The following is a 24,059-nucleotide window of genomic DNA, read 5'->3' on the forward strand; positions in this document are numbered from 1 at the left end:
ACGATGACATCTCAACAAGTTGCTGAAAAAAGTGAAAAATCACTAGGTGAATTGCTCGTTGTTGTAGTGCTAGTTGCTTTACTGATGGCAAGTTTTATTTTCTATTTTTTTAAGCATCAGGGGCAGCTAACGCGGGCAGGTTTTGAATCGGTTAGCCATGTTTTTTCTGCTCGCGTCAATGGTATTCATGGGCAGTGGTTTATGGATCTTCAGCCTCAAAATGTTGTCATTGAAAGTAGTATTTCTAGTGAAAAAATTAATGTACCGATGAATAAAGCAGGTTGGGTCGATGTTAAAAATACTGCTTTACGGTGTCAACGAATTTGGCGCTATGTAATGGAGTCTCCATTAATTTATATGAAGCAGCCAATAGGGGCGGTTTTAATTGAATCTAGCAGCCAGAGTAGGAAAAGTTATTGCCAGTACAGCTTGCCAAGTGGCGAGTATTTCACTTATGACAGTGAAAATGGCAAAGTAAAATTTCAGTAATGGCTATACAGTGAATTTAAAAGCTACGTATAATTACAAGTAAGTAGGTGACTTTGCTAGTAATTCATTGTTAGAATTAAGTAAAGTGAAAATAAATGAGGTTGGTATGAAAAGACAATCGGGTTTTACCCTAATTGAATTGGTAATAGTTGTCGTGATTTTAGGTTTTTTAGCGGTAACTGCGATTCCCAAGTTTATAGATTTGACTGACCAAGCGAAACAAGCAAATATTGAGGGTATGGCGGGAGGTTTTGCAACCGCAATATCACTTGCTCGATCGCAATGGGAGGCTGAAGGTCGACCTAAAAATGCGAATGATCAAAATAATGTTGATTATGACGGTACCACGGTATTTTTAACGAAAGAAAACAATACAACTACGCCAAAAATTAGACCAGGTTATGTAACAGGGTTATCGGATAATGGTGATACGTTAGGTGGCTTGACAGCTAGTGATTGTGTTGATATTTGGCAAAGTATTTTGCAACAACCTCCTGGCATTACAGATACTTTAGCAACATTAAATAGCGATAGTTCTTTAGATTATTTGGCGGCTAAATCGGGGACAGGTAGTAACACTTTGTGTCACTACTATTTGAAAGAATCACTAAATAAAGATGCGAATAACAATTTTACTGACCCAGGTGTTTTAACAACGGTAGGTAATAGCTTTACATATCAGCCAGCTAACAGTTCGGTTGTGGTTTATATTAATAATAATTAATTCTTGATTAATAATAAAAAGGTTCATGTTATGAAGAAGTTATCAAATAATAGTTTAGGTCAGCAAAAAGGTTTTACTCTAATTGAGTTAGTAGTTGTTATCGTAATTTTAGGTATTTTAGCGGCGACTGCTGCTCCTAAATTTATTGACTTACAAGACGATGCCAGAACAGCGACTTTACAGGCTGTTAAAGCATCTATGCAATCTGCATCTACCATGGTATATAGTAAGTCACTAATTAAAGGAAACCAAAACAGTACGAAAGCTGCTGCGGTTAATGTTACGGTGAATGGTATCATTTTAGATACTCATTTTGGTTATCCGTTAGATGATTATACATCGGCAACAGGTGCTGGTCGTTGGACCGATTTAATTGAGGTAGCGACTGATTTTACGCCCGATGTAGTTGGTGGTTCTTTTATTGTTTATCCTAAGGGGGGAACTAAGCCTGCAGCCATTCCAGCATCACCATACGAAGCAACCGCAACTTCTAATTGTTTTGCATTCTATACTGAGCCTACAGCCGCTGGAGCTGTGCCAACTATCCAAGTTGTTGACTGTTTGTAAACAACGTATAGTTAAATATTTGAAAGGAGGGCAATGCTCTCCTTTTTTTCTGTGCTTATTTTTAGAACGATCCAGTCGATAAATTGTTAATTTCACGATACTATGGTAGATATTGAATTTAAACTGAAACTAAGTTGTTAGTTATAATCAACTTTTAAGCGATTTGCTGATTTATATTAAAGGCTAAACAGAATGAAGGCGAAAGGATTTACTTTAATTGAGCTCGTGGTTGTTATTGTTCTTCTAGGTGTTTTGGCCGCAATAGCTGCCCCTAAATTTATCAATTTGTCCGCAGAAGCAAGAACCTCAACATTACAAGCTGTAAAAGCAAGCATGCAAGGAGCTGCAGGACTTATTTATAGCAAGTCTTTGGTAAAAGGTAACCAAAAAGAGATTAACTCTACCGTTACAATTAATGATGGACCTCTAAATATAAAGTATGGTTATCCACGGGCTAATATTAATGAATGGAAGCGATTAATTGATATAGATGAAAATTTTGATTATAAAATTTTTGGTACCAGCTCTTTAAATGTTTTAGTTATTTATCGCAAAGATTCTCCTGTGCCGACTAATGCTGGTAGCCCTTGTATGGTTTATTATTTGGAGCCGACTGTTCCTAATACGCCTCCTCGCTATGAGCTAAACGATTGTGAATAAAATATCTCAAAACTAGTTTGAGGATAAAGTGAATATTATAAAACCGAAACGTGTTTCATTTTTAACTGCTAATCGAGGCTTTACTCTTATAGAGTTAATTATTGTTATCATTATTTTGGGTGTTTTGTCGGCTACTGTTGTCCCTAAGTTTTTTACTTCATCAGGTTTTTCAGAATTCGCGTATCGTAGTGATGTTATTGCCAAGTTACGATTGATCCAAACGCGTGCTATGCAGCAAGTTAATGAACCTTGCCACCGTGTTAAAGTTACTAATAAACAATTAGGAAAAATTGATTGTGATTCAGCTGCTACATTTGCAGATCAAGAGTTACAACGAGCGACAGTAGTGTCGGTTGATAATCATGATAACGTCTCATTTAGCCCCGAAGACCTTATATTTGATTTCAATAATTTTGGAAGGCCGTTTATTAATGGTCTCAATTCTAAAATTGAAATTACAATTACAGGCGAGCAAGCGTTAGTTGTTGTGGTTGAATCAGAAGGGTATATTCATGCTCGATAAAACACACTTAAAATGCCAACATTCACCTTCCTTTAAGTTATCACCTGGTTTTACTCTAGTGGAAACTATAGTGGGTATCGTTGTATTGTCGATTGCTTTTTCTATATTCACTTCATTGATTTACCCCTTAGCTAATCAAAGTGCTGAGCAAGTTCATCAAATTCGTGCTGCAGAGCTTGGTCAATCGATGATCAATGAAATACTTGGCAAAGCATTTGATGAAAATTCAGATATGTCGGGAGGCTTTTATCGCTGTGGTGAAGACCAAAATGGTGATGGTTCTGTAAAGCCCGTTGACGGTGAAACGTGCTCAACGACGCTTAGGAATGAAGAATCTGATAAACGTGAACTATTTGATGATGTTGATGACTACAACGGTTTGCCTAGTATTGAAAGCTCATTGGGAGGTAGCGACCCATTAGAGAATATTTATACGGGATTTCAAGTTAATGTTGATGTTATAAATGATAGCAACTACAACGGTAAAAGTGATGTCAATGATGATAACTTTACCGCAAAACTTATTACTGTAACGGTAACAACTCCTCAAGATACTGACTATGTATTTTCTGTTTATAAGGTAAATTATTAATGCGCGTGCCATATAAACAAAAAGGTTTCACCTTAATTGAAATGGTAACCGTTATTGTTATTTTAGGAGTTTTGGCAACTAGCGTTACGTCATTTATTCGTTTTGGTACCCAAGGTTACACCGATGCTGTTGACCGTGATGAATTAATTTCAACAGCACGATTTGTTATTGAACGACTGAACCGTGAAGTAAGGAATGCTTTACCTAATAGTATTCGAGTAACTAAAGACGATACTATGCAATGTTTGGAATATGTACCTATTGTAAACAGTATTGTTTATCTTGATATTCCTGTTGCACCAGATGTTGCTAGTAATAGTATTGAAGTTATGATGCTAAAAGCTTTACCGCCAGCATCAATTAATTCGATATCTATTTATGCTCTTAATAGTGCAGATATTTATAATAGAAAAACTGGAGTTATTGCCGAATTTACTAATATATCACTTAATGCAGATCGAACTTTGCCATCAACTATAATCTTATCTGCAAATACTTTGTTTGAAGCTGAGTCTCCAACAAATAGGTTATATTTGATTGATAAACCTATTGCCTATTGTTTAGTGGGTAGTTCACTATATAGGTATAATGACTATAGTTATTCTAGTGAGGAAACCCCGATATTTAATGGGACAAATCGTAGTTTAATGGCTGAGTATTTAGCGAACGATGTTTCTGATAATGACGAACTTCCTTTTAAAGTTGAGCCTGCAACTTTACAACGTAATGGTCTAGCCTTAGTAAGGCTAATATTTAGCCTTAATTTAGAACAAATAGTTTTTAATAATGAAATTCAGGTGCCAAATGTACCATAGTAAGCAGTATAAAATAGCTAAATTGCTTTGCAATATGCAAGGCAAGTTTTATAGCCAAGGGAGTGCACTAGTTATTGCAATATTTGTTGTCATTGTAATGTCGCTACTTGGTGCTGCTTTAGTGAAAATGATGGAGTCGAGTCAGGAAGGTGTTGTATACGAGGTGCTTGGTACCAGAGCCTTTGCTGCGGCACAAACAGGTGTTCAATGGCAATTAGGCGAGTTATTTCCAATTGATTCACCAGCTAGAACATGTAGTGATGTTAGTCAAATACCGCCGCCAATTGATCAAATTAATGGCTTCAAAGGGTGTAGAATTGTTAGCCCAATAGAATGCAGTGATTTTTCACATCAAGGTATTATTTATTATACGGTTACAAGTACTGGACAATGTGATCTCGATGGAGAGTCTACCTCTAGAGTTATAGAAGTTGAAGCTAGAAGTATCCAGTAATGAGGTGTTGTAAGTATTTTTTACACTCGTACATTATAATAACCCACCCTTCAGTTTAACTTGTTGTTTTTCATTCTTTAATTTTTTTTGGTATGCTCTTTGCTTATCTTTGGTTGATTATGCTGTTTTTCATTAGCTGAGGTTTATGATGATCAATTCGACTCTAAAGTTTATTTTTACACTGTGTTTTTTCTTAACAAGTAGCGTTTTTGCAGGTTATATAACAACTGATTTAGCGGAAGATACATATATTACATATAAAGGGTACGATTGGACTTGGGCATCTTCAGTAAATGTTACAAACTATGAAAAAAGTGACTTTTTCACAGGAGAAGTGGTAAGTAACACCTTTGAAGATGCAAGTGCGCATTCTGGTTGGATGAGTTTTACGGCGGGTAGTGATTTAGACCTTATTTTTCAAGAATTGACTCTTTCAGACTTTTTGAGGGGTGACACTGCAATTCAATCTTTTGTTTACTGGAATTCATATTTTGATGAGGTTGATACTGTTTTTCAAGTAGGGCATATTGATTTTAATGCATTGGAATTTGGTCTACGAAGTGGTTTAAAAGATGATACTGGCAGTTTTGAAAATAACGAAACCTTCTACGTTCGTGCTTCTGTAGCGAATGTTCCTGAACCAACTACATTGCTTATTTTTGGTGCCGGGTTATTAGGCCTTGGTATTCGTAAGAAAATGATGAAGTAGTTAACAAAATTTTTTTAAAGAACCCCGCTATAAGCGGGGTTTTTTATTGCTTATTGAATAGCTTAGCGGTACCGTTGATACTAGCTTTATTACCTAAATTGGGTACTATTATTTTTAGAGTATGCAAATTAGTGCTGATTTTTATTTATAAGCAGGATTTCTGAAGTATGAAGTACCTTTTAGTTTTTCTCTCTTTGCTATATCAAACAATAGCTTGGGCAGAAACCACAACAAGTTATGATTTTTCTAATCGTACTCCAGGTGTAAATATTTATGCCTATGAAGGTATTTCAGGTAGCCAACTTCCTGCAAACAATTCTTTTCCTTCGTCTCAATATTCAGCGTCCAGTTATAGCGATATTGCCACTAATAATAATAGTTATCACGACTATATAAACTACTCAAAGAACCAGTACCCATCTATTCGCTATGTAGTGAAAATTGATGAAGATGCTAATGCAATTAATAAGTTGAATATATTTTGGAATGGTTATGGTGTAAATAGTAAGAGAAACCAAACAGATGGCGTACGCATTTATATTTGGAATCATAGTAGTAATGGCTATGACTTTGTGACACAAAATACCAATGATTGGGTGGTGGAATTAGACCAAGATATTACCGCTAATATCACTAACTATGTTGATAACAACAGCCAAATTACGGTTTATGTAGTCTCACAAAAGAAAACATTTAATAGGGAGAGTAATTGGATTGGCACAGATTATTTTCGTTTGTCGGTAACTCATGACGATATTCCAGTTCCTGCAACAGCTATTGTAAATTACCAATTTGATGAATGTTCATACTCTGGCTCAGGAAATGAAGTTATTGATCAACTCGGTAGTTACTCTGGCACCAGTCACAATAGCGTTAATACCTCATTTGACGCTCAAATAGAAAAAGCTCTTGATGTTTCATTGGCTCAACATCATGCACAAGTTAGTATTCCTTTGCCGACAACATATAGTGTTTCTACGTGGTTTAAAAAACCAAGTGATAATAGTGGTAGTCGATACTTTGTTCTTGGTGCGATGGAAACAGGGGGCGATTTGTTGTTGCTTGACCGCAACCTAAATATGCGTTGGGCGGTGTATACCCCAAGTCAGGGGAATGTTTATGGTACCTATTCATTCGCGAATTTAGATGCTAATTGGCATCATATGGCACTTGTTTATCAAGGAAACAAAACAAGTCTGTATATTGATGGTAATTTTATTGAGTCTGTCAATTTGGCACCTTCTGGCACCTTAAAATATATAGCCACGTCATTTGACGGTGTTACAGGATCTAATCCACAAGGTTTTAGAGCACCATTAGATGAATTTATTGTTTTCGACGGGGCATTAACATCGACTGAAATTACCACTATTTACACCAATCAAAATGGCGGTAAAAATTATGATGGTAGTACTCGAGACGCCGTAAGTTGTATTTCGGCTATTGCTAATTATCAGTTTGACGAATGTGCATATACAGGAAATGGCAATGAAGTTATTGATCAGCTAGGCAATTATTCTGGCACCAGCCACAATAGTGTTAATACCTCATTTGACGCTCAAATAGAAAAAGCACTTGGCATTTCCTCTGCTCAGCAGCATGTGCAAGTAAATATTCCTTTGCCGGCAACCTACAGTGTTTCAACCTGGTTTAAAAAGCCGACAGACAATTCTGGAAATAGATATTTTATATTGGGTGCTATGGCCTCCGGAGGTGATTTACTCTACGTAGATCGCAATAACGGTTGGCGCTGGGGAATTTATGATGCTACAGCTGGTACTTCAATAGATGGAAATTATAGTTTTAGTAATTTAGATAATAGCTGGCACCATATGGCACTAGTTTATCAAAATAGCCAAACCAAACTTTATATTAATGGCAGTTTTATTGAAACAATAAATCTAGCTCCCTCTGGAACGTTAAAGTATATAGGCACCTCGTTTGATGATATAAGTACAAGCACACCACAAGGCTTTAGAGCGCCACTAGACGAATTTATTGTTTTTGAAGGTGCTTTATCTGTTGCTGATATAGGTACGATATATAGCAATCAAAATCTAAGTAAAAATTATGATGGTTCAACTCGCCAACCAAGCGGTTGTGCACAGATTCATCATTATGAAATAGTTCATGACGGTAATGGTTTGACTTGTGCAGCAGAGCCAATTGCCATTAAAGCCTGTGCCAATAGTGAGTGTTCAAGTTTGAGTACAGAGCCGGTAAGTTTAGACTTTCAAGTAAATGGAGTGACTAAAGCGCCTGTAACATTTACCGGTAGTACTGACCTAAATAACCCATCATTTAGTTTTAATCACACCACAGCTGAAATTGTTACTTTATCTATTACTAATGCCACCGTTAATGCCAGTAATGCGTTTGAGTGCTCAGGTGTTGGTACGAGCTGTAATATGCAATTTTCAAATTCTGAATTCAGGTTTTTATATGGTGCTAGCAATAACGAAACGATTGACAGTCAAATTTCGGGCGATGTGTTTTCTGGATTAAAAATTCAAGCAAGAAAAAATGTCAATGGAGAATGTAAAGGAGTTTTTAATGGTCTGGTGAATGTAAAGTTGTCACAAGAGAATAGACCAACAATTGCCTCTGACACAAATGTAGGTTTGATGTTTCAAGTAAACGGTAATGATATTGGAAAATACACAACCTTTTCAAATGATATCGAGTTAAATTTTACTTCAGATAATGGTGAAGAGAGTGTTGCAATTATACCTAACCCTGTTTATCTCGATGCGGGAAGAATTAGACTGCATGCAAATTACAATCAAGGTAGTGTCTCATTAGTAGGGACATCAAATGACTTTTGGGTCAAGCCTGCTAAGTTTGTAATGAGTGCACGTAAAACAGGTAGTGTGATAGATATAAACGGTAATTCGACAGATAGATCTGTGGCAGAAGGTAGAGTAATTCACCCAGCTGGTGCTGTATTTGATTTCTCTGTAGAAGCTCTAAATGTATTGAATAACCGTGTTGAAAATTACCGTCAAGTAGATGGCCAATTGCAATTAAAAGTGCAGCGACTATTACCTAATAATACAGGTACTGTTGATGGCAAGTTTACCTATGCTAATAATGCTTATATTTTTACCGCTTTAGTTCCAACATATAGTAATGTTGCTTTAACAAGTTTTTTTTCAGATTCCAATAATATTGGCTTATCAAAATATGCTGGGGCTAAGTTTGACGAGGTTGGTATTATCAATGTTGATATTCAGGATAATAATTATGGTGGATTGGGTTCATCAAATGGTTTAGTCGAAGGGGATGATATAACCATAGGTCGTTTTACGCCTGCTTATTTTAAACAAACTGTTGGAAATACAGGTAATTTAGATGCAAAGCAAAGTGATGCTACAACGTGTTCTAGTGTTGATTGGGCGTATACCGGACAACAAAATTCGGACGGGAAAGGTGCAATTTTCTATGGTATTCAACCTGAAATAGTTGTTACTGCGTATAATGCAGGTGGTATTGTTACCAAAAACTATACGGCCACCAACTTTATGAAGTTAGAACCTGATGATTATGATATTACAGCCCCTACTCATGATTTGAATCAGTTGCGTAAAGGTGAGATAGATCCTAATGATATTGATAATTTAGTCGCTTTAACGGCGAGTATCAATTCAGGAAGTATCGCAAATGGTAGCAGTGCAGGAGAAGTAATATATACTTTCTCTGACAAAGACCACTTTACTTATACTCGAGATAATACAAGTTTTATTAAGCCGTTTCAGGCTAAAATCCCTTTAACTATTAATCAAATTACTGATGAAGACGGTGTTATAATAGGTACTGATTTAAGTAATGATAAATTCGTTAAAACCGTCGAAGTAACTGGCCTTGAAGTGCGCTTTGCTCGTATGGTTATTGAAAATACTTTTGGTCCCGAAACTTCGAATTTACGTGTGCCACTAAATGTACAAACTTATAATGGCACCAGCTTTGTTCAAGCAAATGACGAAAGTTGTTTAGTGCCTTTAATTTCTGCTAAAAAAGTAGGTGCTAAATACTCAGGAAATATGAACTTGTGGGATTATCGTTTGATTGATATTGATAATTCAGATGGACTTGGGGTTGATGACACTAATGCAAGTATTGTTAATGGCTTTTTAGCTGGCGAACACGGCGATTTATTTTTTAGTGCGTCGCAAGCACAAGGTTCTTTAGAATTGGAATATGAAGTACCGGCTTGGTTAAAGTTTGATTGGCAAAATTTGGATACTGATAATGATGGCCCATACACTGATAATCCAACGGCTATTGTAACCTTCGGCTTATACCGTGGTAACGACCGAATTATCTCTTGGCGTGAAGTAACGAACTAGATAATAGCTCCTATTCTTAATGGATAATATTAACCTTCACTTGGTTGATATTATCCAATTTTGAGTCTTTCACTAAAAATTCGTAAATTTTCGTTATATTTCTATCATTCTACCAACACAAACGTTAAAGTCTGCGGTATGATAGCCAGTTAGTAACGCTATTATATATGCAAGCAAGCGCTAACTTGTGTATCAATAACCCTAATATTTTGGCAATTTGTTGCCTAGGTGATGTTTAAAGGACATTTCGACAATATGTTTAAGAAATTACGCGGCATGTTTTCTAACGATTTATCAATCGACTTAGGAACAGCAAATACTCTGATTTATGTAAAAGACCAAGGCATAGTATTAAACGAGCCTTCTGTGGTAGCTATTCGTCAAGACCGTGCTGGTGGCTCTAAAAGTGTTGCTGCTGTTGGTGCTGCTGCAAAGCAAATGTTAGGTCGCACGCCGGGCAATATTGAAGCGATTCGTCCAATGAAAGACGGTGTAATTGCTAACTTTTTCGTGACCGAAAAAATGTTGCAGTACTTTATTAAGCAAGTACACAGTAATAACTTTTTGCGCCCAAGCCCACGTGTTTTAGTATGTGTGCCTTGTGGCTCTACACAAGTTGAGCGTCGAGCGATTCGTGAATCTGCTTTAGGTGCTGGTGCTCGTGAAGTTTATTTGATTGATGAGCCAATGGCGGCAGCAATTGGTGCCGGCATGCCAGTGTCAGAAGCAACGGGTTCTATGGTTGTTGATATTGGTGGTGGTACGACAGAAGTTGGAATTATTTCATTAAATGGTGTGGTTTATTCTTCTTCAGTGCGCATTGGTGGTGATAAGTTTGATGATGCCATTATTAACTATGTACGTCGTAACTTCGGTAGTTTAATTGGTGAAGCAACAGCTGAGCGCATTAAGCATGAAATTGGCTCTGCCTACCCAGGTGAAGAATTGGTGGAAATTGAAGTGCGTGGCCGTAATCTAGCCGAAGGTGTACCACGTAGTTTCACGTTAAATAGCAATGAAATATTAGAAGCATTACAAGAGCCGTTAACCGGCATTGTGAGCGCTATTATGGTGGCGTTAGAGCAATCACCACCAGAGCTAGCCTCTGATATTTCCGAGCGCGGTATGATTTTAACAGGTGGTGGTGCATTGTTAAAAGACTTAGACCGTTTGTTAATGGAAGAAACGGGTATCCCTGTAGTGGTTGCTGATGATCCATTAACTTGTGTGGCTCGTGGTGGCGGTAAAGCCATTGAAATGATTGATATGCACGGCGGCGATTTATTTTCTTACGAATAAGCGCTAGTTCATAAATGAATCCAATATTTAAACATGGACCCTCTCCGCAGCACCGACTTGTTTTGGTGCTGTTTTGTTCTGCCCTTTTGATATTTTTTGATCATAAAATGAATAGCTTCGAGTCGGCTCGAGGCTTTTTGCAATCTATGATTAGCCCATTGCAATATTTGGCAACAGCTCCTAAACAGATGATGAATTGGGCGGCTGAGAATATTGTCACTCGTCGACAATTAATTGCTGATAACGAACAATATAAAATTAACGAGTTAGTCTTCCATGAACAAGCACTGCAATTAGATATTGTTAAAAAAGAAAATGAGCGTCTACGAGCGTTGCTAGCATCACCATTACGCGGCGATGCCAGAAAAATGGTTGCAGAAATTCTTGCCGTTGACAGTGATCCATACACTCATCAGGTTGTTATCAACCGTGGTGCTAACGATGGTGTATTTGAAGGGCAAGCGGTAATTGACGACGAAGGTATTGTTGGTCAAATTTTGCATGTAGGTACTAGCAGTAGTCGAGTTTTATTAATTACCGATGTTACCCATGCAGTGCCAGTAAGAATTAGTCGCAATGGCGTACGCTTGATCGCCAGTGGTGTAGGGGTTATTGACCGCTTAACTCACAACCACGTGCCCCATAGCACTGATATTCGCGTTGACGATGTATTAGTAACATCGGGCTTGGGCGGTAAGTTTCCTGAAGGCTATCCTGTTGCGAAAGTTTCTTCTGTCGTCCAAGACGAGTCACGTGAATTTGCACGAATTCAAAGCCAACCTGTCGCTAAAATAGATCGTTTACGTTATGTGTTGTTACTTTGGCCTGAACAGTCAGAGGTTGCTAGCGCGAAAAATGTCAGCACAAAGATAGTAAACAAAGGAAAAAGTGAATGAACTTTTCTGGCTATTTAATTGTTTTATTAACCTTTTTAGTGGCCTTGATGGCTAGCATTATGCCGCTACCGTTAAGTGTAGATGCGTTTCGTCCTGACTGGGTGTTAGTTGTTCTTTTGTATTGGTGCTTAGCGCTACCAAGTCGAGTAAATGTGATTACAGCTTGGGTAATGGGCTTTATTCTCGATGTTTTATTAGGCTCAACGTTAGGTGTTCATGCTGGTGCTATGGCGTTAGCGGTTTATATTGTTGCCGGTAATTTTCAAAAGATACGTAATTTTTCGGTTTGGCAACAGGCAATGATTGTTGGCGTTTTGTCAGCGCTTTACCATTTAATTGTGTTTTGGTTACAGCGCTTTTTAACTGATGCGATATTTTTGCCAAGTTATTTGTATCCTGTCGTGACTACGATTGTCTTGTGGCCATGGGTATTTTTATTATTACGTAAAATAAGACGAAACTTTCGAATCAAATAACATGTCTACTACTTTAATATTAGCGTCACAATCTCCGCGCCGTCGAGAGCTGCTCGAACAGCTAGGATATAGTTTTCAATGTTTGCCAGCAGATATTGATGAAAGCATTCTAAATAATGAAGCTGCGGAGCAATACGTTGCGCGTTTGGCTCTTGAAAAAGCTAAGGCCGTTGCAAAGCGCCAAGTAAATGAAAATGCTGTAATACTGGGCTCTGATACTAGTGTTGTATTTCAAGAAAAAATATTAGGCAAACCAGAGTCTTTAGAAGATTGCATCGCTATACTTAATATGCTGTCTGATAGCACGCACAAAGTGCTGACAGCGGTTGCAGTCGTTAAAGCTCAACGTAGTGAAGTCGTTGTAGTGACAACCGAAGTGAAGTTTAAAAAGCTCTCAACAAATGAAATTGTTCGCTATTGGCAAACTGGTGAGCCGCAAGATAAAGCAGGAGCTTACGGTATTCAAGGTATCGCTGGACAATTTGTGAAACAAATTCAGGGTAGTTATTCTGCTGTGGTCGGGTTACCTTTGTATGAAACGGCTCAGCTGTTATCTTCTTTCGGTGTAAATTCAGCAATTACACAAGAATAATCAACTTGCGATAAATAGGAATTGAAATGAGCGGTGAATTACTGATCAATGTTACGCCGAGTGAAACCCGAGTGGCACTTATCGAAAATGGTTCTCTGCAAGAAGTTCATGTTGAGCGCGAAGGGCGCCGTGGCTTAGTTGGTAATATTTATCTTGGTAAAATTATTCGTGTATTACCTGGTATGCAAGCCGCTTTTGTTGATATTAATTTAGGTAAAGCAGCTTTCTTACACGCTTCTGATATTAACTCGAAACTTATTCTAAAAGATGACAACAATAATCATGACCATGTGCCTGATATTCGTAGCTTAGTGCACGAAGGCCAATATATTGTTGTGCAAGTTGTTAAAGACCCAATAGGAACAAAAGGCGCAAGATTAACCACAGATATTACCGTTGCGGCACGATTTTTAGTGTTAATGCCTAATGCTAGCCACGCGGGAATTTCTCAGCGTATTGAAGATCCAGCAGAGCGAAATCGCTTAAAGTCTATTGTCACACCATATTGTGGTGATGATCATGGCTTTATTGTTCGCACTGCTGCCGAAGGTGCGGGTATAGAAGAACTACAACACGACGCTGAATTTTTGCGCCGTGTCTGGACCAAAGTGGTTGAGCGCAAAGAACGTAAGCAAACCAAAGACCCAATATATCAAGATTTATCGTTAGCGTTTCGTATGCTGCGCGACTTTGTTGGCGTATCGCTTGAGCGAATTCGAGTTGATTCAAAATTAACTTATGAGCAATTGGTAGAATTTACCACAGAATTTGTGCCTAACTTAACGCCAGTACTTGAGCCATATCCAGGCGAGCGACCAATATTCGACTTATTTGATGTTGAAAGTGAAATTCAACGTTCGCTGCACCGCAAAATTGAATTGAAGTCGGGTGGTTATTTGATTATTGACCAGACGGAAGCCATGACGACTATTGATATTAACACCGGTGCTTTTGTTGGTCATCGTAACTTAGAAGAAACCATATTTAATACCAATATTGAAGCGACATTGGCAATTGCAAGGCAGTTAAGGTTAAGAAACCTTGGTGGTATTATCATAGTTGATTTTATCGATATGAATGACAAGGACCACCAACGTCGCGTTTTACATAGCTTAGATGTCGCCATGTCACGTGATAATGTAAAATATAGTTTATCTGGCTTTTCGGCACTTGGTTTAGTTGAAATGACACGCAAACGTACTCGAGAAAGCTTAGAGCATATTTTGTGTGGGGAGTGTGAAGTTTGTCACGGGCGAGGATATGTAAAAACTGTAGAAACCGTTTGCTTTGAAATATTGCGAGAAATAGTGCGTGTTAATCGTGCTTATGATGCTGATAAGTTTATTGTTTACGCTTCGTCTTCGGTCAGTGAGTCCTTGATCAATGATGAGTACCATAATCTTGCTGAACTAGAGGTTTTTATTGGCAAACAGATTAAAATACAAACAGAAAATATGTATAACCAAGAGCAATTTGACGTGGTTATGATGTAACTATTGGGTAATTTTGGGGTAATTATAGGTTTGGTTAAAAAGTAATGAGTGTTTCAGCAGTATTAAATAGATGGTTAAAACGTCTGTATAAATTATTGGCAATTTTGTTGGTAATTTTTGCAGTGTTGATCAGCACTTTGCGCTTATTTTTACCTTACGCACATCATTATCGTGAAAATGTTGAAGAGTATTTAAATACGACATACCACACTAATATTAGTATTGGTTCATTTACCATGGGCTGGCAAAAGTTTGGGCCAAGTTTAGTGGTACGTAATGTTGAATTACTTTCAAACGCAGACGCTCAAATTTATATTGATAGTTTAGAAGTTGAAGTTAATTTTTGGGCAAGTTTACGAACCAGAAAACTCGTTACAGAAGACTTTGCTATCTCGGGTGCAGAACTTGAGTTTACACAAACCTTAGCGGGAAACGATGCAAGTACCATAGAGGTTAGTGATGAAAACAATACGATTATTGATAATTTATCGTCTATATTCTTAGAGCAAATATCGCGGTTTTCTATTCGTGACAGCCATGTTTTATATCGAACTATTGCAGGCGTTAGAGCCTTTACAATTAATGAAATGTCTTGGCTCAATAAAGATGACAATCATAAAGCATATGGTACTGTGATAGTTGATGGCTTAAGTTCAAATAACCTGAAAGTACTACTCGATTTTAAAGGTAATGAATTTGATAATTTAACTGGTCAAGCATACCTTGAAGCGAATGAAATCGATATTACGCCATGGCTAGGCCGAGTTTTAGCGATTGAAGATAAAAATACTAATTCTTCAATTAATTTTAGTACCTGGCTAAATGTAATAAATGGTCAGCCGGAGTACATTCAAGTTGCCTTGGGTGACAATGAAATTAGCTGGCACCACAATAACAGTGAACAAAAGTTTGAAGTAGCTGGTGGCGATATTCGCATAACCACGCTTGATGAACTTGTTTATGACCTGTCAACTTCACCAATTACGATTAAGCGTAATGGCACGCAAACCGACCAAATAACTGTGTTAGCCAATGTTGATACAGGTATTGTTAATGGCTATGTTAGTGGCCTTGAACTTACCAGTTTCCAAGGGGTTTTTCCTTTACTCTTTGACGATAAGTCAATTGAAGATTTATTGCTTGAACTAGCCCCTACGGGACGAGTGGAGAATATCCATTTTTCACATCTTAACGGTGAGTTAGCCGTTGCTGCGAACTTTAAAAATATTGATAGTCGTTTTAGTCATGGTATTCCGGGAATTGAGAATGTCAGTGGTGCGATAACTTATCAAGCTGGCAAATTACACATAGGGTTAAGTGCAAAAGATGGCGCCCTTGATTTTGATAAACACTTTCAGTGGCCTATTCAATATAGCCAGTTAGATACAGATATTTATGGCCAGTTTTCTTCTGATAGCTGGCAGTTTTCAGCAGAGAATGTTTTTTTCACTTCACCAGAAATTACCTTAACGGCTGATGTTGCGGTAAATAGCGAGCAAGATAAACCAGTGACTATGGCGTTACTTGCCAGTGTTAGCCATGGTGATGCAAAGGTTGCTGAACATTATTATCCGCACTTGTTAATGGGGCAAGATCTCGTTGATTACTTAAATGCTGCGATTGTTGACGGCAAAGTTGAGCAAGCCTTGGTACTCTTTAATGGCCCTTTGCAAAGCTTTCCCTTTGAAAATCACGAAGGGATTTTTGTTGTAGATGCGGAATTAACAGAGAGTACTTTTGTCTTTGATCCTGAATGGCCAGCAATTGAGAACTTTTCAGCGAACTTAAATTTCACTAACAATAGTATGTTAATTACTGGCAGAGGCGGCTCATTATCTGGTGTTGATGTTACCGGTGTTGAAGCGGCAATTGCTGATTTGTCGGATGAGCAAATATTAACGGTTGATGCACATTTTGCTGAGACAGCGCCACAGTTAGTTACCGCATTAATGAATTCAAGCCCGATGCAGGGCTCTGTCGGGGCGACATTAGCGCAAGTTGTTGTTGAAGGAGATATCAGTGGTGACTTCTCATTGCTGCTACCTTTGAATGACACTGATAATGTTGTTGCAAAAGGGCAAGTCTATTTTAACGATAATAAAGTTGCTTTGCAGGCTCCACAGATGGATTTTACTCAGGTAAATGGTCGCTTGGCATACAACAACGATGTGATCACAGCTTCCGATGTTTCGCTTAATTGGCGAGGTTTACCGCTGACATTGAACGTGGAAACTCAGCAAAAAAGTGATTACTACCATGTTGGTATTGAAACGCTTGCCCAGTGGCAGGAGCAACAATGGCAAACGCAAGTTCCCGACGACTTAACTAAGTATGCTAGTGGTGTTTTAAACTGGCAAGGTCAGTTAGTGTTAAAGATAATGGATGATGACTTTACCTATGACTACCAAGTAAATTCTAACTTAAAGCAAGTACAGCTGTTATTGCCCGCGCCATTTAGTAAGGCTTTAGATAAGCAAATGAAGGTTAATGTTCATGCTTTTGGTGATGAGTTAAATAGCACCATTAATGCTGAAGTAGGTGATAAAATTGACTTTTACGGCTTGCTAAATCATCAGCAAGTCAGCTTCTCTTTAGCGCACTTAGTTTTAGGAAAACAACAGTTGTGGCTGCCCACCAAAGGCTTTCATATTACAGCAGACTTAGACAACGCGATTTATGAACAATGGCAACCGCTCGTTTTAGATATATTGTCGTCAGTTGCAAGCGAAGATGTTAATGCCGATTCGAAAAGCGAATTGGTTACCCAGATCGACGAGACAAAATCATCTCGCCCGTTATTATCGGCTCCGAATAAAATAAACGGTCGTATTGATACCTTAATGAGTTATGGTCAACGTTTTACCGATGTCGACTTTGAGCTTAACCCTGAAACAAATTGGTGGCTATTATCTCTTAGTGCGAAGGAGGCAAGAGCACGCGCTAAATTTTACCCTGATTGGCATCAACAGGGGATTGATTTAGATATCGATTTTTTACAATTATCAGATGATCAGCAGCAATCTCAAGCTGACCTTGTCACCAAAAATATAGCAAATGACGAAAACGTTAGCGCAACAGATGCAGAACAAGCAATACAAGATAGTGGTAACAATAATAAAGCCAGTATTGCACTGAACGAGCTTTCTCAAGAAGCTCCAATGCAAGAGCAAATTAAAAGGCAGTTAAATCAAGAAATTTTTACTCATATGCCAGCAATAAAAGTTAAGTGTGCCAGTTGTAAATATGGTTTGTATGACTTTGGGCAGGTTTCGTTTACTGTTGAGCGTGAAAATGAAAAAACATTGCTGCTAAATAAATTTACCGCAAAACGTGGTAAAACTGATATGGCCTTTGATGCTAGATGGCAACTTGGAGACACTACCTCAACCACCTATGTAAAAGGTGAATTAAATACAGATAATGTTGAGCGAGAAGTCGAAAAAATTGGCTATGCATCAAGTATTAAAGATAGTGGCGTGGCGATTAATTATGATGTGAATTGGCAAGGTGGCCCTCATGACTTTGCCATGGCAACATTTGATGGCGATCTTTCTGCTAAATTTGATGATGGCTATTTGGCTGATGTTGATGATAAAGGTGTGCGGATTTTATCTTTGTTAAGTTTGCAGTCTTTAGTACGTAAATTGAGTTTCGATTTTAGAGATATTTTTAGTGACGGTATGTTCTATCGTGAACTAAAAGGTAATTTTACGGTAAAAGATGGAGTTGCATACACAGACAATGTACGCATGAAAGGAACTGCAGGTGATTTAACGATAATTGGCAACACTAACTTAAATACCAGTGAACTTGATTATCGTATGTCTTATAAGCCCAACTTAACGTCAAGTCTGCCAGTGCTGGCTTGGATCGCTACGTTAAACCCTGTGACATTTCTTGCCGGAGTCGCGCTGGATGAAGTGATTACCTCATCTGTTATTGCCGAAATTAAATTTGAAGTTACCGGTAACTTGGACGAGCCACAATTTAAACAAGTGAGTAAGAAAACTCAGAATATTAGTGTTGGTCGCTCAACGCCTCCAACAATTGTCGATAATGTTCCTGATGAAAATAAACCGTCGACAAATAAGCCAGAGCAAAAAGAGTTGCCGAAAAAAGATAAAATTGATGGCAAAGCATAATGGTAAATAACGGGCTTGAACTTTGTGCGATTCAAATGTGCTCTAGCACAGATATTGATGAGAATATCGCCGATATTGAACGTCAGCTAGCGACTTTAGCGCCAAAGTCGCAGCAATTGGTTGTTTTGCCGGAATGCTGTTTATTTTTTGGTGGTCAAGAAAAGGCACAATTGTTTTTAGCTCAAGAAAATGACAGTTCGCAATTTTTAGTGACTAAATTGGCGGCTTTAGCGAAACAATATAATATCTTCCTGGTTGCTGGCAGTATTCCGGTTTTAGCCAAAACAGCAGGTAAATATACCAACACCAGTTTAGTGTTTTCTCCACAAGGAAAACAACTTGCACGTTATGACAAGTTACACTTATTTGATGTTACCGTCGCCGATAGTGAGCGCAACTATTGTGAGTCTCGTCATGTATTGGCAGGTGAGCAGGTAACTAATGTTGACGTATTAGGGATTAATGTTGGTTTATCTATCTGTTATGATCTGCGCTTTCCTGAACTTTTTCGGCAATTAACCCAGCAAGGGGCAAAAATAATTACCGTTCCCAGTGCATTTACTCGAGTTACTGGCGCTGCTCATTGGCTAGCACTGTTACGCGCTAGAGCGATAGAAAATCAAGTATATATTATTGCGCCGGGTCAAGAGGGCGTGCATGTCAATGGCCGTGAAACCTGGGGACACAGTGTCATAATTAGTCCTTGGGGAGAAATATTAGCACAGCGTGATACTGGCAAAGGTATTATTTGTGCACAATACAATGAACAAACAATACTTGAAGTACGTAGCGCTATGCCCGTAGCTTCACATAACCGTTTTAATAATAAGTTGATGTCGTATGAATAATGTTGAGCAAGAGCTCTTAGCCAATAGTGAAATTGATAAAAGCATACTAAAGAGTACGCTAGATAGTATTTATCAACGTAAAGTAGATTTAGCTGATCTGTATTTTCAAGCAAGCAGCCATGAATCTTGGATGTTAGAAGATGGCATCGTCAAGGAAGGGTCATATAACATTGAGCGTGGAGTTGGAGTTCGCGCTATTTCAGGTGAAAAAACAGGTTTCTCATACTCGGATGATATTTCCCCATCTGCACTAAAAAAAGCGGCAGATGCAGCTAAAGGTATTGCTAATGCGGGTCAGTCGGCGCAATTGCAAGTGTTTTCGGGCAATAAACTCCAACAAGATAAGGAGCAGTATCGGGCACTTGATCCATTAGCAAGTTTACCACAAGAGCAAAAAATCACTTTGCTTCATGAAGTGGAAGCGCATGCTCGCAGTGTTGATAAACGTGTAAAGCAAGTTATTGTTAATCTCTCTGGTGTATATGAAAAAATATTAGTAGCGGCAAGTGATGGCACTTATGCCACCGATATACGCCCGTTAGTGCGCTTAAATTGTTCTGTGTTGGTTGAAGAAAATGGTAAGCGCGAACGTGCCAGTGCCGGTGGTGGTGCTCGTACAGACTACAGCTACTTCTTTGAGTTAGAGCATAATAAACCTCGTTACTTGGCCTACGCTGAAGAAGCGGTTCGCCAAGCGTTAGTAAATTTAGTTGCCATTGACTCGCCTGCGGGCTTATTACCCGTTGTATTGGGGGCTGGTTGGCCAGGTGTTCTTTTACATGAGGCGGTAGGCCATGGGCTAGAAGGTGACTTCAATCGTAAAGGTTCATCTGCATTTTCAGGTAAAGTGGGCAAACAAGTAACATCAGAGCATTGTACTATTGTTGATGACGGCACTATGGCAAATCGTCGAGGATCCTTGAATATTGATGATGAAGGCACGCCAGGTCAATACAATGTCTTGATTGAAAAAGGTATTCTTAAAGGCTATATGCAAGACAAGCATAATGCTGGCTTGATGGGGGTAAAACCAACAGGTAATGGCCGTAGAGAGTCTTATGCGCACTTACCTATGCCACGTATGACCAATACTTATATGCTTGCTGGTGAGCATAAACCAGAAGATATTATTAAGTCAGTTAAAAAAGGCATATATGCCCCTAATTTTGCTGGCGGCCAAGTGGATATTACCTCTGGAAAATTTGTTTTTACCAGTTCTGAGGCTTACTTAATTGAAAATGGTGAAATTACCTCGCCAATTAAAGGTGCTACGTTAATTGGTAGTGGTCCAGAAGCCATGCAAAAAGTGAGTATGGTTGGTAATGATTTGAAGTTAGATGCCGGTGTTGGAGTTTGTGGTAAAGATGGGCAAAGTGTGCCAGTAGGGGTTGGACAACCGACCTTGAAAATTGATGAAATGACGGTTGGTGGTACTCAGTAAACTTTAACAGGCTCCAGATAGTAAAAAAGCCCGTTAGGGCTTTTTTACTTTTTATTTTGCTAAAGTTATTTTAAGCGAATGCCATTAGCTTCAATCGTAATCTTGCCTTTTTTCAGCAAATTACCAACAGTTGCCTTAAAGGTTTTTTTACTTACACCTAATGTACGCTTGATTAACTCTGGGTCACTTTTATCATGTAAAGGGCTTAAACCATTGTGCTCGGCAATATGGGCGAGTAGTTTATCACTAAAGTCTTTAACTTTACCTTCACCTGGGCGTGTTAGTGATAGGTCAATACGTCCATCTTCACGCACTTGTTTTATATAGCCGGTTATTTTTTTGCCAATACGTAACGGCTTAAATATTTCATTATCGTAGAGTAGACCCCAGTGCATATCATTAATAATGGCTTTAAAGCCTAAATCTGTTTTGCTACCTATAGTTAATTTTACTTTATCCCAACGTTGATATTCCGCAGGCCAAATATCAATAAATTTATCGAGCTTACTTGAAGCAACTAGACGATTGGTTTTTAAATCTAAGAAAATGCGTACTAGGTAATATTTGCCTACTTCCATTTTACTGTGTTGCTGGTTGTATGGCACGAGGAGATCTTTAGGTAAGCCCCAGTCTAAAAATGCCCCCATTTTATTTACTTGCACAACCTTCAATGAAATAAATTGATCAACTTCTGCCAAAGGTTTTTCAGTTGTTGCAATAATACGATCGGCGGTGTCTAAATAAATGAATACTTTAATTTTCTGATCTATTTGACAATTTTCAGGTACAAAACGATTTGGTAGTAGAATTTCACCTAAATCATCCGCATTTAAATATGCGCCGTTATCGTTTATTGCTACAACAGGTAGCGTATTATATTTGCCTATGCTTGCCATGTGGGCTCTTGGGTCAGTTAACTTGCGGTTATAATAACCGATTTGATACAAAGTTAACTATAACTTTCCCTGTTTAGCTACGGTTTATTTTCTTCCTTGCTGTTTTGCTTGGCAGTTTAATTTGGTTTCAATATATTCACTGTGACGTAAGTGCAGTAAGTCAGCAATTTTGCGAATAATATGTTCTTCAATACTTGCAAGATCACCATCTGCATAAGCGACTTGCCACAGTAACTCTAGCATTTTTATGCGCTGTTCAAGGCTATAATTTTCGTTAATTTTCGAGGTGAATTGATAGAAATCAGTGGCGCTTTCGCATAGTACTAGGGCATGTTGAATTATTTCGGTAACTTCGTCACCACTCAATTGAAATTGAGTGGCGATAATATCATGTAATTTTGCTTGTTCTGCTTCGTCAAGCTGGCCATCAGCAAGCATAACTTCGCAAAGCAATACACTGCAGGCTATCTCTAGGCTTATTTCACTTTTTTGCTCGTCTTCGGTTTCAGCTAAAGACTGAAAAAATGCACTAATTTTTGACAACATAAAATACCCTCTAAAGACTACCTTTAATACTAATGTATTTTCTTTTTGATACAAGCGCTTAAGCTTGTTAATTGATTACAAATTGTAACGGTGAACATTTTGTACAATTAATTACCTGATTTGCTATTCAATGTATTAGCTATTAGTATGAATTAATTTCAAAATGACAGCGTTGTCTTTATTGCTTTTTGTGCTATTTAACTGAGGTTTAGGGAATTCAAATGAATATTGATGGAAAATCAGCTAATACAAGATTAAATAATGGGGTAATGAAACCGCAAAGAGTACTGTCAGTTGATGCCCTTCGTGGCTTCGACATGGTTTGGATTTTAGGGGCAGAAGGTATTTTTGCGGCATTATTTGTTGTAACTGGCTGGCCATGGCTAAATAATTTAGCTTCGCAAATGCAACATTCATCTTGGCATGGTATTACGGCCTATGATGTTATTTTTCCGCTTTTTATTTTTCTTGCTGGGGTCAGTTTAGGCATTAGCGCTAAACCTATGAATCAATATTCAGTACAAAAGAGAAAGACACTATTTCTTGGCTGTGTTAAGCGACTTTGTTTGTTAGTGTTACTGGGAATAGTATACAACCATGGCTGGGGAACCGGTATTCCTATGCATGTGGAAGAGGTGCGTTTTGCTAGCGTATTGGGACGTATCGCTATTGCGTGGTTTGTTGCAGCAATGTTGTGTTGGTATGTTAGTGAAAAAGGGCAGTGGTTAGTTGCTGGCTTTATATTAATTGCTTATTGGTTACTGCTGACTTTTGTTGAAATTTCAGGCTTGGGTGCAGGTGATTTCAGTGCTGACGGTGCATTAAATGTGTGGTTTGATAAAGTCTTTTTGCTTGGCGCTAGTTATCAAGATTTAGCTATAGATCCTGAGGGGGTTTTGTCGAATCTAGGTTCAATAGTTAATGCATTAGCTGGGGTTTTTGTTGGGCGAATGTTGATGCGTTATGCTGCAAGCCCTTTGAAGTTAATTTTAAAGTTAACGACTTTTGCAATTTTATGCTTAATGACGGGCTATATTTGGCACTTTATTCTACCAATTAACAAAACCTTATGGACAAGTTCATTTGCGCTGGTAAGCATAGGATACAGTTGTTTATTGTTAGCAATTTTTTATTTTTTATTTGATGTGCTCGCATTGACAAGAGTTGCGAAATTTTGGTCGGTGATAGGCTGCAATTCAATTTTGATTTATTTGTCGACTAGTATAGTGGACTGGCAATACCTCAGTCACAGCTTATTCGGAGGAGTTATTACATTTTTTGCACATGACTGGCAAGCGACCGTAAACATCGTTTTTTTACTGCTTGTTCAATGGCTCTTTCTGTATTGGTTATATCGACGAAAGATATTTATAAAAGTTTAACTATTTGGTTAAAATCGCTAACTAGTGAAAAAAGTCACATTTATTTTGTGGCTTTTTTTTGTGAAGGTGAAAAATAATTCTACCTAAATCATTGTAATTTATGGTCTTTTAATTTTTTCAAAGCTCTTTTTTAAAAACGGCGTGGATTTTGTAACAAGCATTTACATCT

At 38.1% G+C, this 24,059-nt stretch carries 21 protein-coding genes; 19 read left to right on the forward strand and 2 right to left on the reverse strand.

Annotation, left to right across the window (positions count from 1 at the left end):
* The first annotated feature begins 3 nt into the window (after window positions 1–3).
* From AC27HL_RS02265 to tldD, 18 genes are all read left to right on the forward strand, one after another.
* On the forward strand, window positions 4–489 hold the full coding sequence (locus AC27HL_RS02265; RefSeq protein WP_487078734.1) for a hypothetical protein: 486 nt from the start codon (window positions 4–6) through the stop codon (window positions 487–489).
* A gap of 106 nt (window positions 490–595) precedes the next feature.
* Complete coding sequence (locus AC27HL_RS02270) at window positions 596–1,213, forward strand: type II secretion system protein (RefSeq protein ID WP_487078736.1); 618 nt, start codon at window positions 596–598, stop codon at window positions 1,211–1,213.
* A gap of 30 nt (window positions 1,214–1,243) precedes the next feature.
* The gene (locus tag AC27HL_RS02275) at window positions 1,244–1,780 is read left to right on the forward strand and encodes a prepilin-type N-terminal cleavage/methylation domain-containing protein (protein WP_487078738.1); all 537 of its coding nucleotides are present in this window, start codon (window positions 1,244–1,246) and stop codon (window positions 1,778–1,780) included.
* A 192-nt stretch (window positions 1,781–1,972) separates the two neighbouring features.
* Window positions 1,973–2,440 carry a prepilin-type N-terminal cleavage/methylation domain-containing protein gene (locus AC27HL_RS02280; protein ID WP_487078740.1) on the forward strand — a complete coding sequence of 156 codons (468 nt, stop codon included), beginning with the start codon at window positions 1,973–1,975 and terminating at the stop codon, window positions 2,438–2,440.
* Between the two features lie 28 nt (window positions 2,441–2,468).
* A complete protein-coding gene (locus AC27HL_RS02285) occupies window positions 2,469–2,963 on the forward strand; it encodes a prepilin-type N-terminal cleavage/methylation domain-containing protein (RefSeq protein WP_487078742.1) in 495 nt (164 codons plus the stop codon).
* Complete coding sequence (locus AC27HL_RS02290; protein WP_487078744.1) at window positions 2,953–3,555, forward strand: prepilin-type N-terminal cleavage/methylation domain-containing protein; 603 nt, start codon at window positions 2,953–2,955, stop codon at window positions 3,553–3,555. The genes AC27HL_RS02285 and AC27HL_RS02290 overlap by 11 nt, the downstream gene beginning before the upstream one ends.
* Window positions 3,555–4,370: a PilW family protein gene (locus AC27HL_RS02295; RefSeq protein ID WP_487078746.1), complete on the forward strand. Its 816-nt coding sequence runs from the start codon at window positions 3,555–3,557 to the stop codon at window positions 4,368–4,370. The genes AC27HL_RS02290 and AC27HL_RS02295 overlap by 1 nt, the downstream gene beginning before the upstream one ends.
* Window positions 4,360–4,824 carry a pilus assembly PilX N-terminal domain-containing protein gene (locus AC27HL_RS02300; protein ID WP_487078748.1) on the forward strand — a complete coding sequence of 155 codons (465 nt, stop codon included), beginning with the start codon at window positions 4,360–4,362 and terminating at the stop codon, window positions 4,822–4,824. The genes AC27HL_RS02295 and AC27HL_RS02300 overlap by 11 nt, the downstream gene beginning before the upstream one ends.
* Before the next feature lie 145 nt (window positions 4,825–4,969).
* Window positions 4,970–5,533 carry a PEP-CTERM sorting domain-containing protein gene (locus tag AC27HL_RS02305; protein ID WP_487078750.1) on the forward strand — a complete coding sequence of 188 codons (564 nt, stop codon included), beginning with the start codon at window positions 4,970–4,972 and terminating at the stop codon, window positions 5,531–5,533.
* A gap of 167 nt (window positions 5,534–5,700) precedes the next feature.
* The gene (locus tag AC27HL_RS02310) at window positions 5,701–9,879 is read left to right on the forward strand and encodes a DUF6701 domain-containing protein (protein ID WP_487078752.1); all 4,179 of its coding nucleotides are present in this window, start codon (window positions 5,701–5,703) and stop codon (window positions 9,877–9,879) included.
* Window positions 9,880–10,134: 255 nt separating this feature from the next.
* Window positions 10,135–11,178: a rod shape-determining protein gene (locus AC27HL_RS02315; protein WP_487078754.1), complete on the forward strand. Its 1,044-nt coding sequence runs from the start codon at window positions 10,135–10,137 to the stop codon at window positions 11,176–11,178.
* A gap of 14 nt (window positions 11,179–11,192) precedes the next feature.
* Window positions 11,193–12,074 carry a rod shape-determining protein MreC gene (mreC, locus tag AC27HL_RS02320; protein WP_487078756.1) on the forward strand — a complete coding sequence of 294 codons (882 nt, stop codon included), beginning with the start codon at window positions 11,193–11,195 and terminating at the stop codon, window positions 12,072–12,074.
* Window positions 12,071–12,550, forward strand: coding sequence for a rod shape-determining protein MreD (mreD, locus tag AC27HL_RS02325; protein WP_487078757.1), 480 nt, complete (start codon window positions 12,071–12,073; stop codon window positions 12,548–12,550). The genes mreC and mreD overlap by 4 nt, the downstream gene beginning before the upstream one ends.
* 1 nt (window position 12,551) lies before the next feature.
* Window positions 12,552–13,142, forward strand: coding sequence for a Maf family protein (locus AC27HL_RS02330; RefSeq protein ID WP_487078758.1), 591 nt, complete (start codon window positions 12,552–12,554; stop codon window positions 13,140–13,142).
* Window positions 13,143–13,168: 26 nt separating this feature from the next.
* The gene (gene rng, locus AC27HL_RS02335; RefSeq protein ID WP_487078759.1) at window positions 13,169–14,635 is read left to right on the forward strand and encodes a ribonuclease G; all 1,467 of its coding nucleotides are present in this window, start codon (window positions 13,169–13,171) and stop codon (window positions 14,633–14,635) included.
* Window positions 14,636–14,679: 44 nt separating this feature from the next.
* Window positions 14,680–18,777: a YhdP family protein gene (locus AC27HL_RS02340; protein ID WP_487078760.1), complete on the forward strand. Its 4,098-nt coding sequence runs from the start codon at window positions 14,680–14,682 to the stop codon at window positions 18,775–18,777.
* Window positions 18,777–19,625 carry a carbon-nitrogen hydrolase family protein gene (locus tag AC27HL_RS02345; protein WP_487078761.1) on the forward strand — a complete coding sequence of 283 codons (849 nt, stop codon included), beginning with the start codon at window positions 18,777–18,779 and terminating at the stop codon, window positions 19,623–19,625. Before AC27HL_RS02340 ends, AC27HL_RS02345 begins: the two co-directional genes overlap by 1 nt.
* Window positions 19,618–21,066: a metalloprotease TldD gene (gene tldD / locus AC27HL_RS02350; protein WP_487078762.1), complete on the forward strand. Its 1,449-nt coding sequence runs from the start codon at window positions 19,618–19,620 to the stop codon at window positions 21,064–21,066. The genes AC27HL_RS02345 and tldD overlap by 8 nt, the downstream gene beginning before the upstream one ends.
* A gap of 65 nt (window positions 21,067–21,131) precedes the next feature.
* Here tldD and AC27HL_RS02355 read toward each other — a convergent pair whose 3' ends face one another.
* Both AC27HL_RS02355 and AC27HL_RS02360 read right to left on the reverse strand, forming a co-directional pair.
* The gene (locus AC27HL_RS02355) at window positions 21,132–21,962 is read right to left on the reverse strand and encodes a CvfB family protein (RefSeq protein ID WP_487078763.1); all 831 of its coding nucleotides are present in this window, start codon (window positions 21,960–21,962) and stop codon (window positions 21,132–21,134) included.
* 84 nt (window positions 21,963–22,046) lie between these two features.
* The gene (locus AC27HL_RS02360) at window positions 22,047–22,508 is read right to left on the reverse strand and encodes a tellurite resistance TerB family protein (RefSeq protein ID WP_487078764.1); all 462 of its coding nucleotides are present in this window, start codon (window positions 22,506–22,508) and stop codon (window positions 22,047–22,049) included.
* 221 nt (window positions 22,509–22,729) lie between these two features.
* Between AC27HL_RS02360 and nagX the strand changes: the two genes are divergently transcribed.
* A complete protein-coding gene (gene nagX / locus AC27HL_RS02365; RefSeq protein WP_487078765.1) occupies window positions 22,730–23,890 on the forward strand; it encodes a transmembrane glucosamine N-acetyltransferase NagX in 1,161 nt (386 codons plus the stop codon).
* Window positions 23,891–24,059: the final 169 nt, after the last annotated feature.

This window comes from Colwellia aquaemaris, from assembly GCF_057548755.1.

What these genes read in the sequence shown, in the direction of transcription:
- AC27HL_RS02265 (WP_487078734.1), top strand. Translation starts at nt 4, where the DNA reads ATGACATCTCAACAAGTTGCTGAAAAAAGTGAAAAATCACTAGGTGAA.
- AC27HL_RS02270 (WP_487078736.1), top strand. Translation starts at nt 596, where the DNA reads ATGAAAAGACAATCGGGTTTTACCCTAATTGAATTGGTAATAGTTGTC.
- AC27HL_RS02275 (WP_487078738.1), top strand. Translation starts at nt 1,244, where the DNA reads ATGAAGAAGTTATCAAATAATAGTTTAGGTCAGCAAAAAGGTTTTACT.
- AC27HL_RS02280 (WP_487078740.1), top strand. Translation starts at nt 1,973, where the DNA reads ATGAAGGCGAAAGGATTTACTTTAATTGAGCTCGTGGTTGTTATTGTT.
- AC27HL_RS02290 (WP_487078744.1), top strand. Translation starts at nt 2,953, where the DNA reads ATGCTCGATAAAACACACTTAAAATGCCAACATTCACCTTCCTTTAAG.
- AC27HL_RS02295 (WP_487078746.1), top strand. Translation starts at nt 3,555, where the DNA reads ATGCGCGTGCCATATAAACAAAAAGGTTTCACCTTAATTGAAATGGTA.
- AC27HL_RS02300 (WP_487078748.1), top strand. Translation starts at nt 4,360, where the DNA reads ATGTACCATAGTAAGCAGTATAAAATAGCTAAATTGCTTTGCAATATG.
- AC27HL_RS02305 (WP_487078750.1), top strand. Translation starts at nt 4,970, where the DNA reads ATGATGATCAATTCGACTCTAAAGTTTATTTTTACACTGTGTTTTTTC.
- AC27HL_RS02310 (WP_487078752.1), top strand. Translation starts at nt 5,701, where the DNA reads ATGAAGTACCTTTTAGTTTTTCTCTCTTTGCTATATCAAACAATAGCT.
- AC27HL_RS02315 (WP_487078754.1), top strand. Translation starts at nt 10,135, where the DNA reads ATGTTTAAGAAATTACGCGGCATGTTTTCTAACGATTTATCAATCGAC.
- mreC (WP_487078756.1), top strand. Translation starts at nt 11,193, where the DNA reads ATGAATCCAATATTTAAACATGGACCCTCTCCGCAGCACCGACTTGTT.
- mreD (WP_487078757.1), top strand. Translation starts at nt 12,071, where the DNA reads ATGAACTTTTCTGGCTATTTAATTGTTTTATTAACCTTTTTAGTGGCC.
- AC27HL_RS02330 (WP_487078758.1), top strand. Translation starts at nt 12,552, where the DNA reads ATGTCTACTACTTTAATATTAGCGTCACAATCTCCGCGCCGTCGAGAG.
- rng (WP_487078759.1), top strand. Translation starts at nt 13,169, where the DNA reads ATGAGCGGTGAATTACTGATCAATGTTACGCCGAGTGAAACCCGAGTG.
- AC27HL_RS02340 (WP_487078760.1), top strand. Translation starts at nt 14,680, where the DNA reads ATGAGTGTTTCAGCAGTATTAAATAGATGGTTAAAACGTCTGTATAAA.
- AC27HL_RS02345 (WP_487078761.1), top strand. Translation starts at nt 18,777, where the DNA reads ATGGTAAATAACGGGCTTGAACTTTGTGCGATTCAAATGTGCTCTAGC.
- tldD (WP_487078762.1), top strand. Translation starts at nt 19,618, where the DNA reads ATGAATAATGTTGAGCAAGAGCTCTTAGCCAATAGTGAAATTGATAAA.
- AC27HL_RS02355 (WP_487078763.1), bottom strand. Translation starts at nt 21,962, where the DNA reads ATGGCAAGCATAGGCAAATATAATACGCTACCTGTTGTAGCAATAAAC.
- AC27HL_RS02360 (WP_487078764.1), bottom strand. Translation starts at nt 22,508, where the DNA reads ATGTTGTCAAAAATTAGTGCATTTTTTCAGTCTTTAGCTGAAACCGAA.
- nagX (WP_487078765.1), top strand. Translation starts at nt 22,730, where the DNA reads ATGAATATTGATGGAAAATCAGCTAATACAAGATTAAATAATGGGGTA.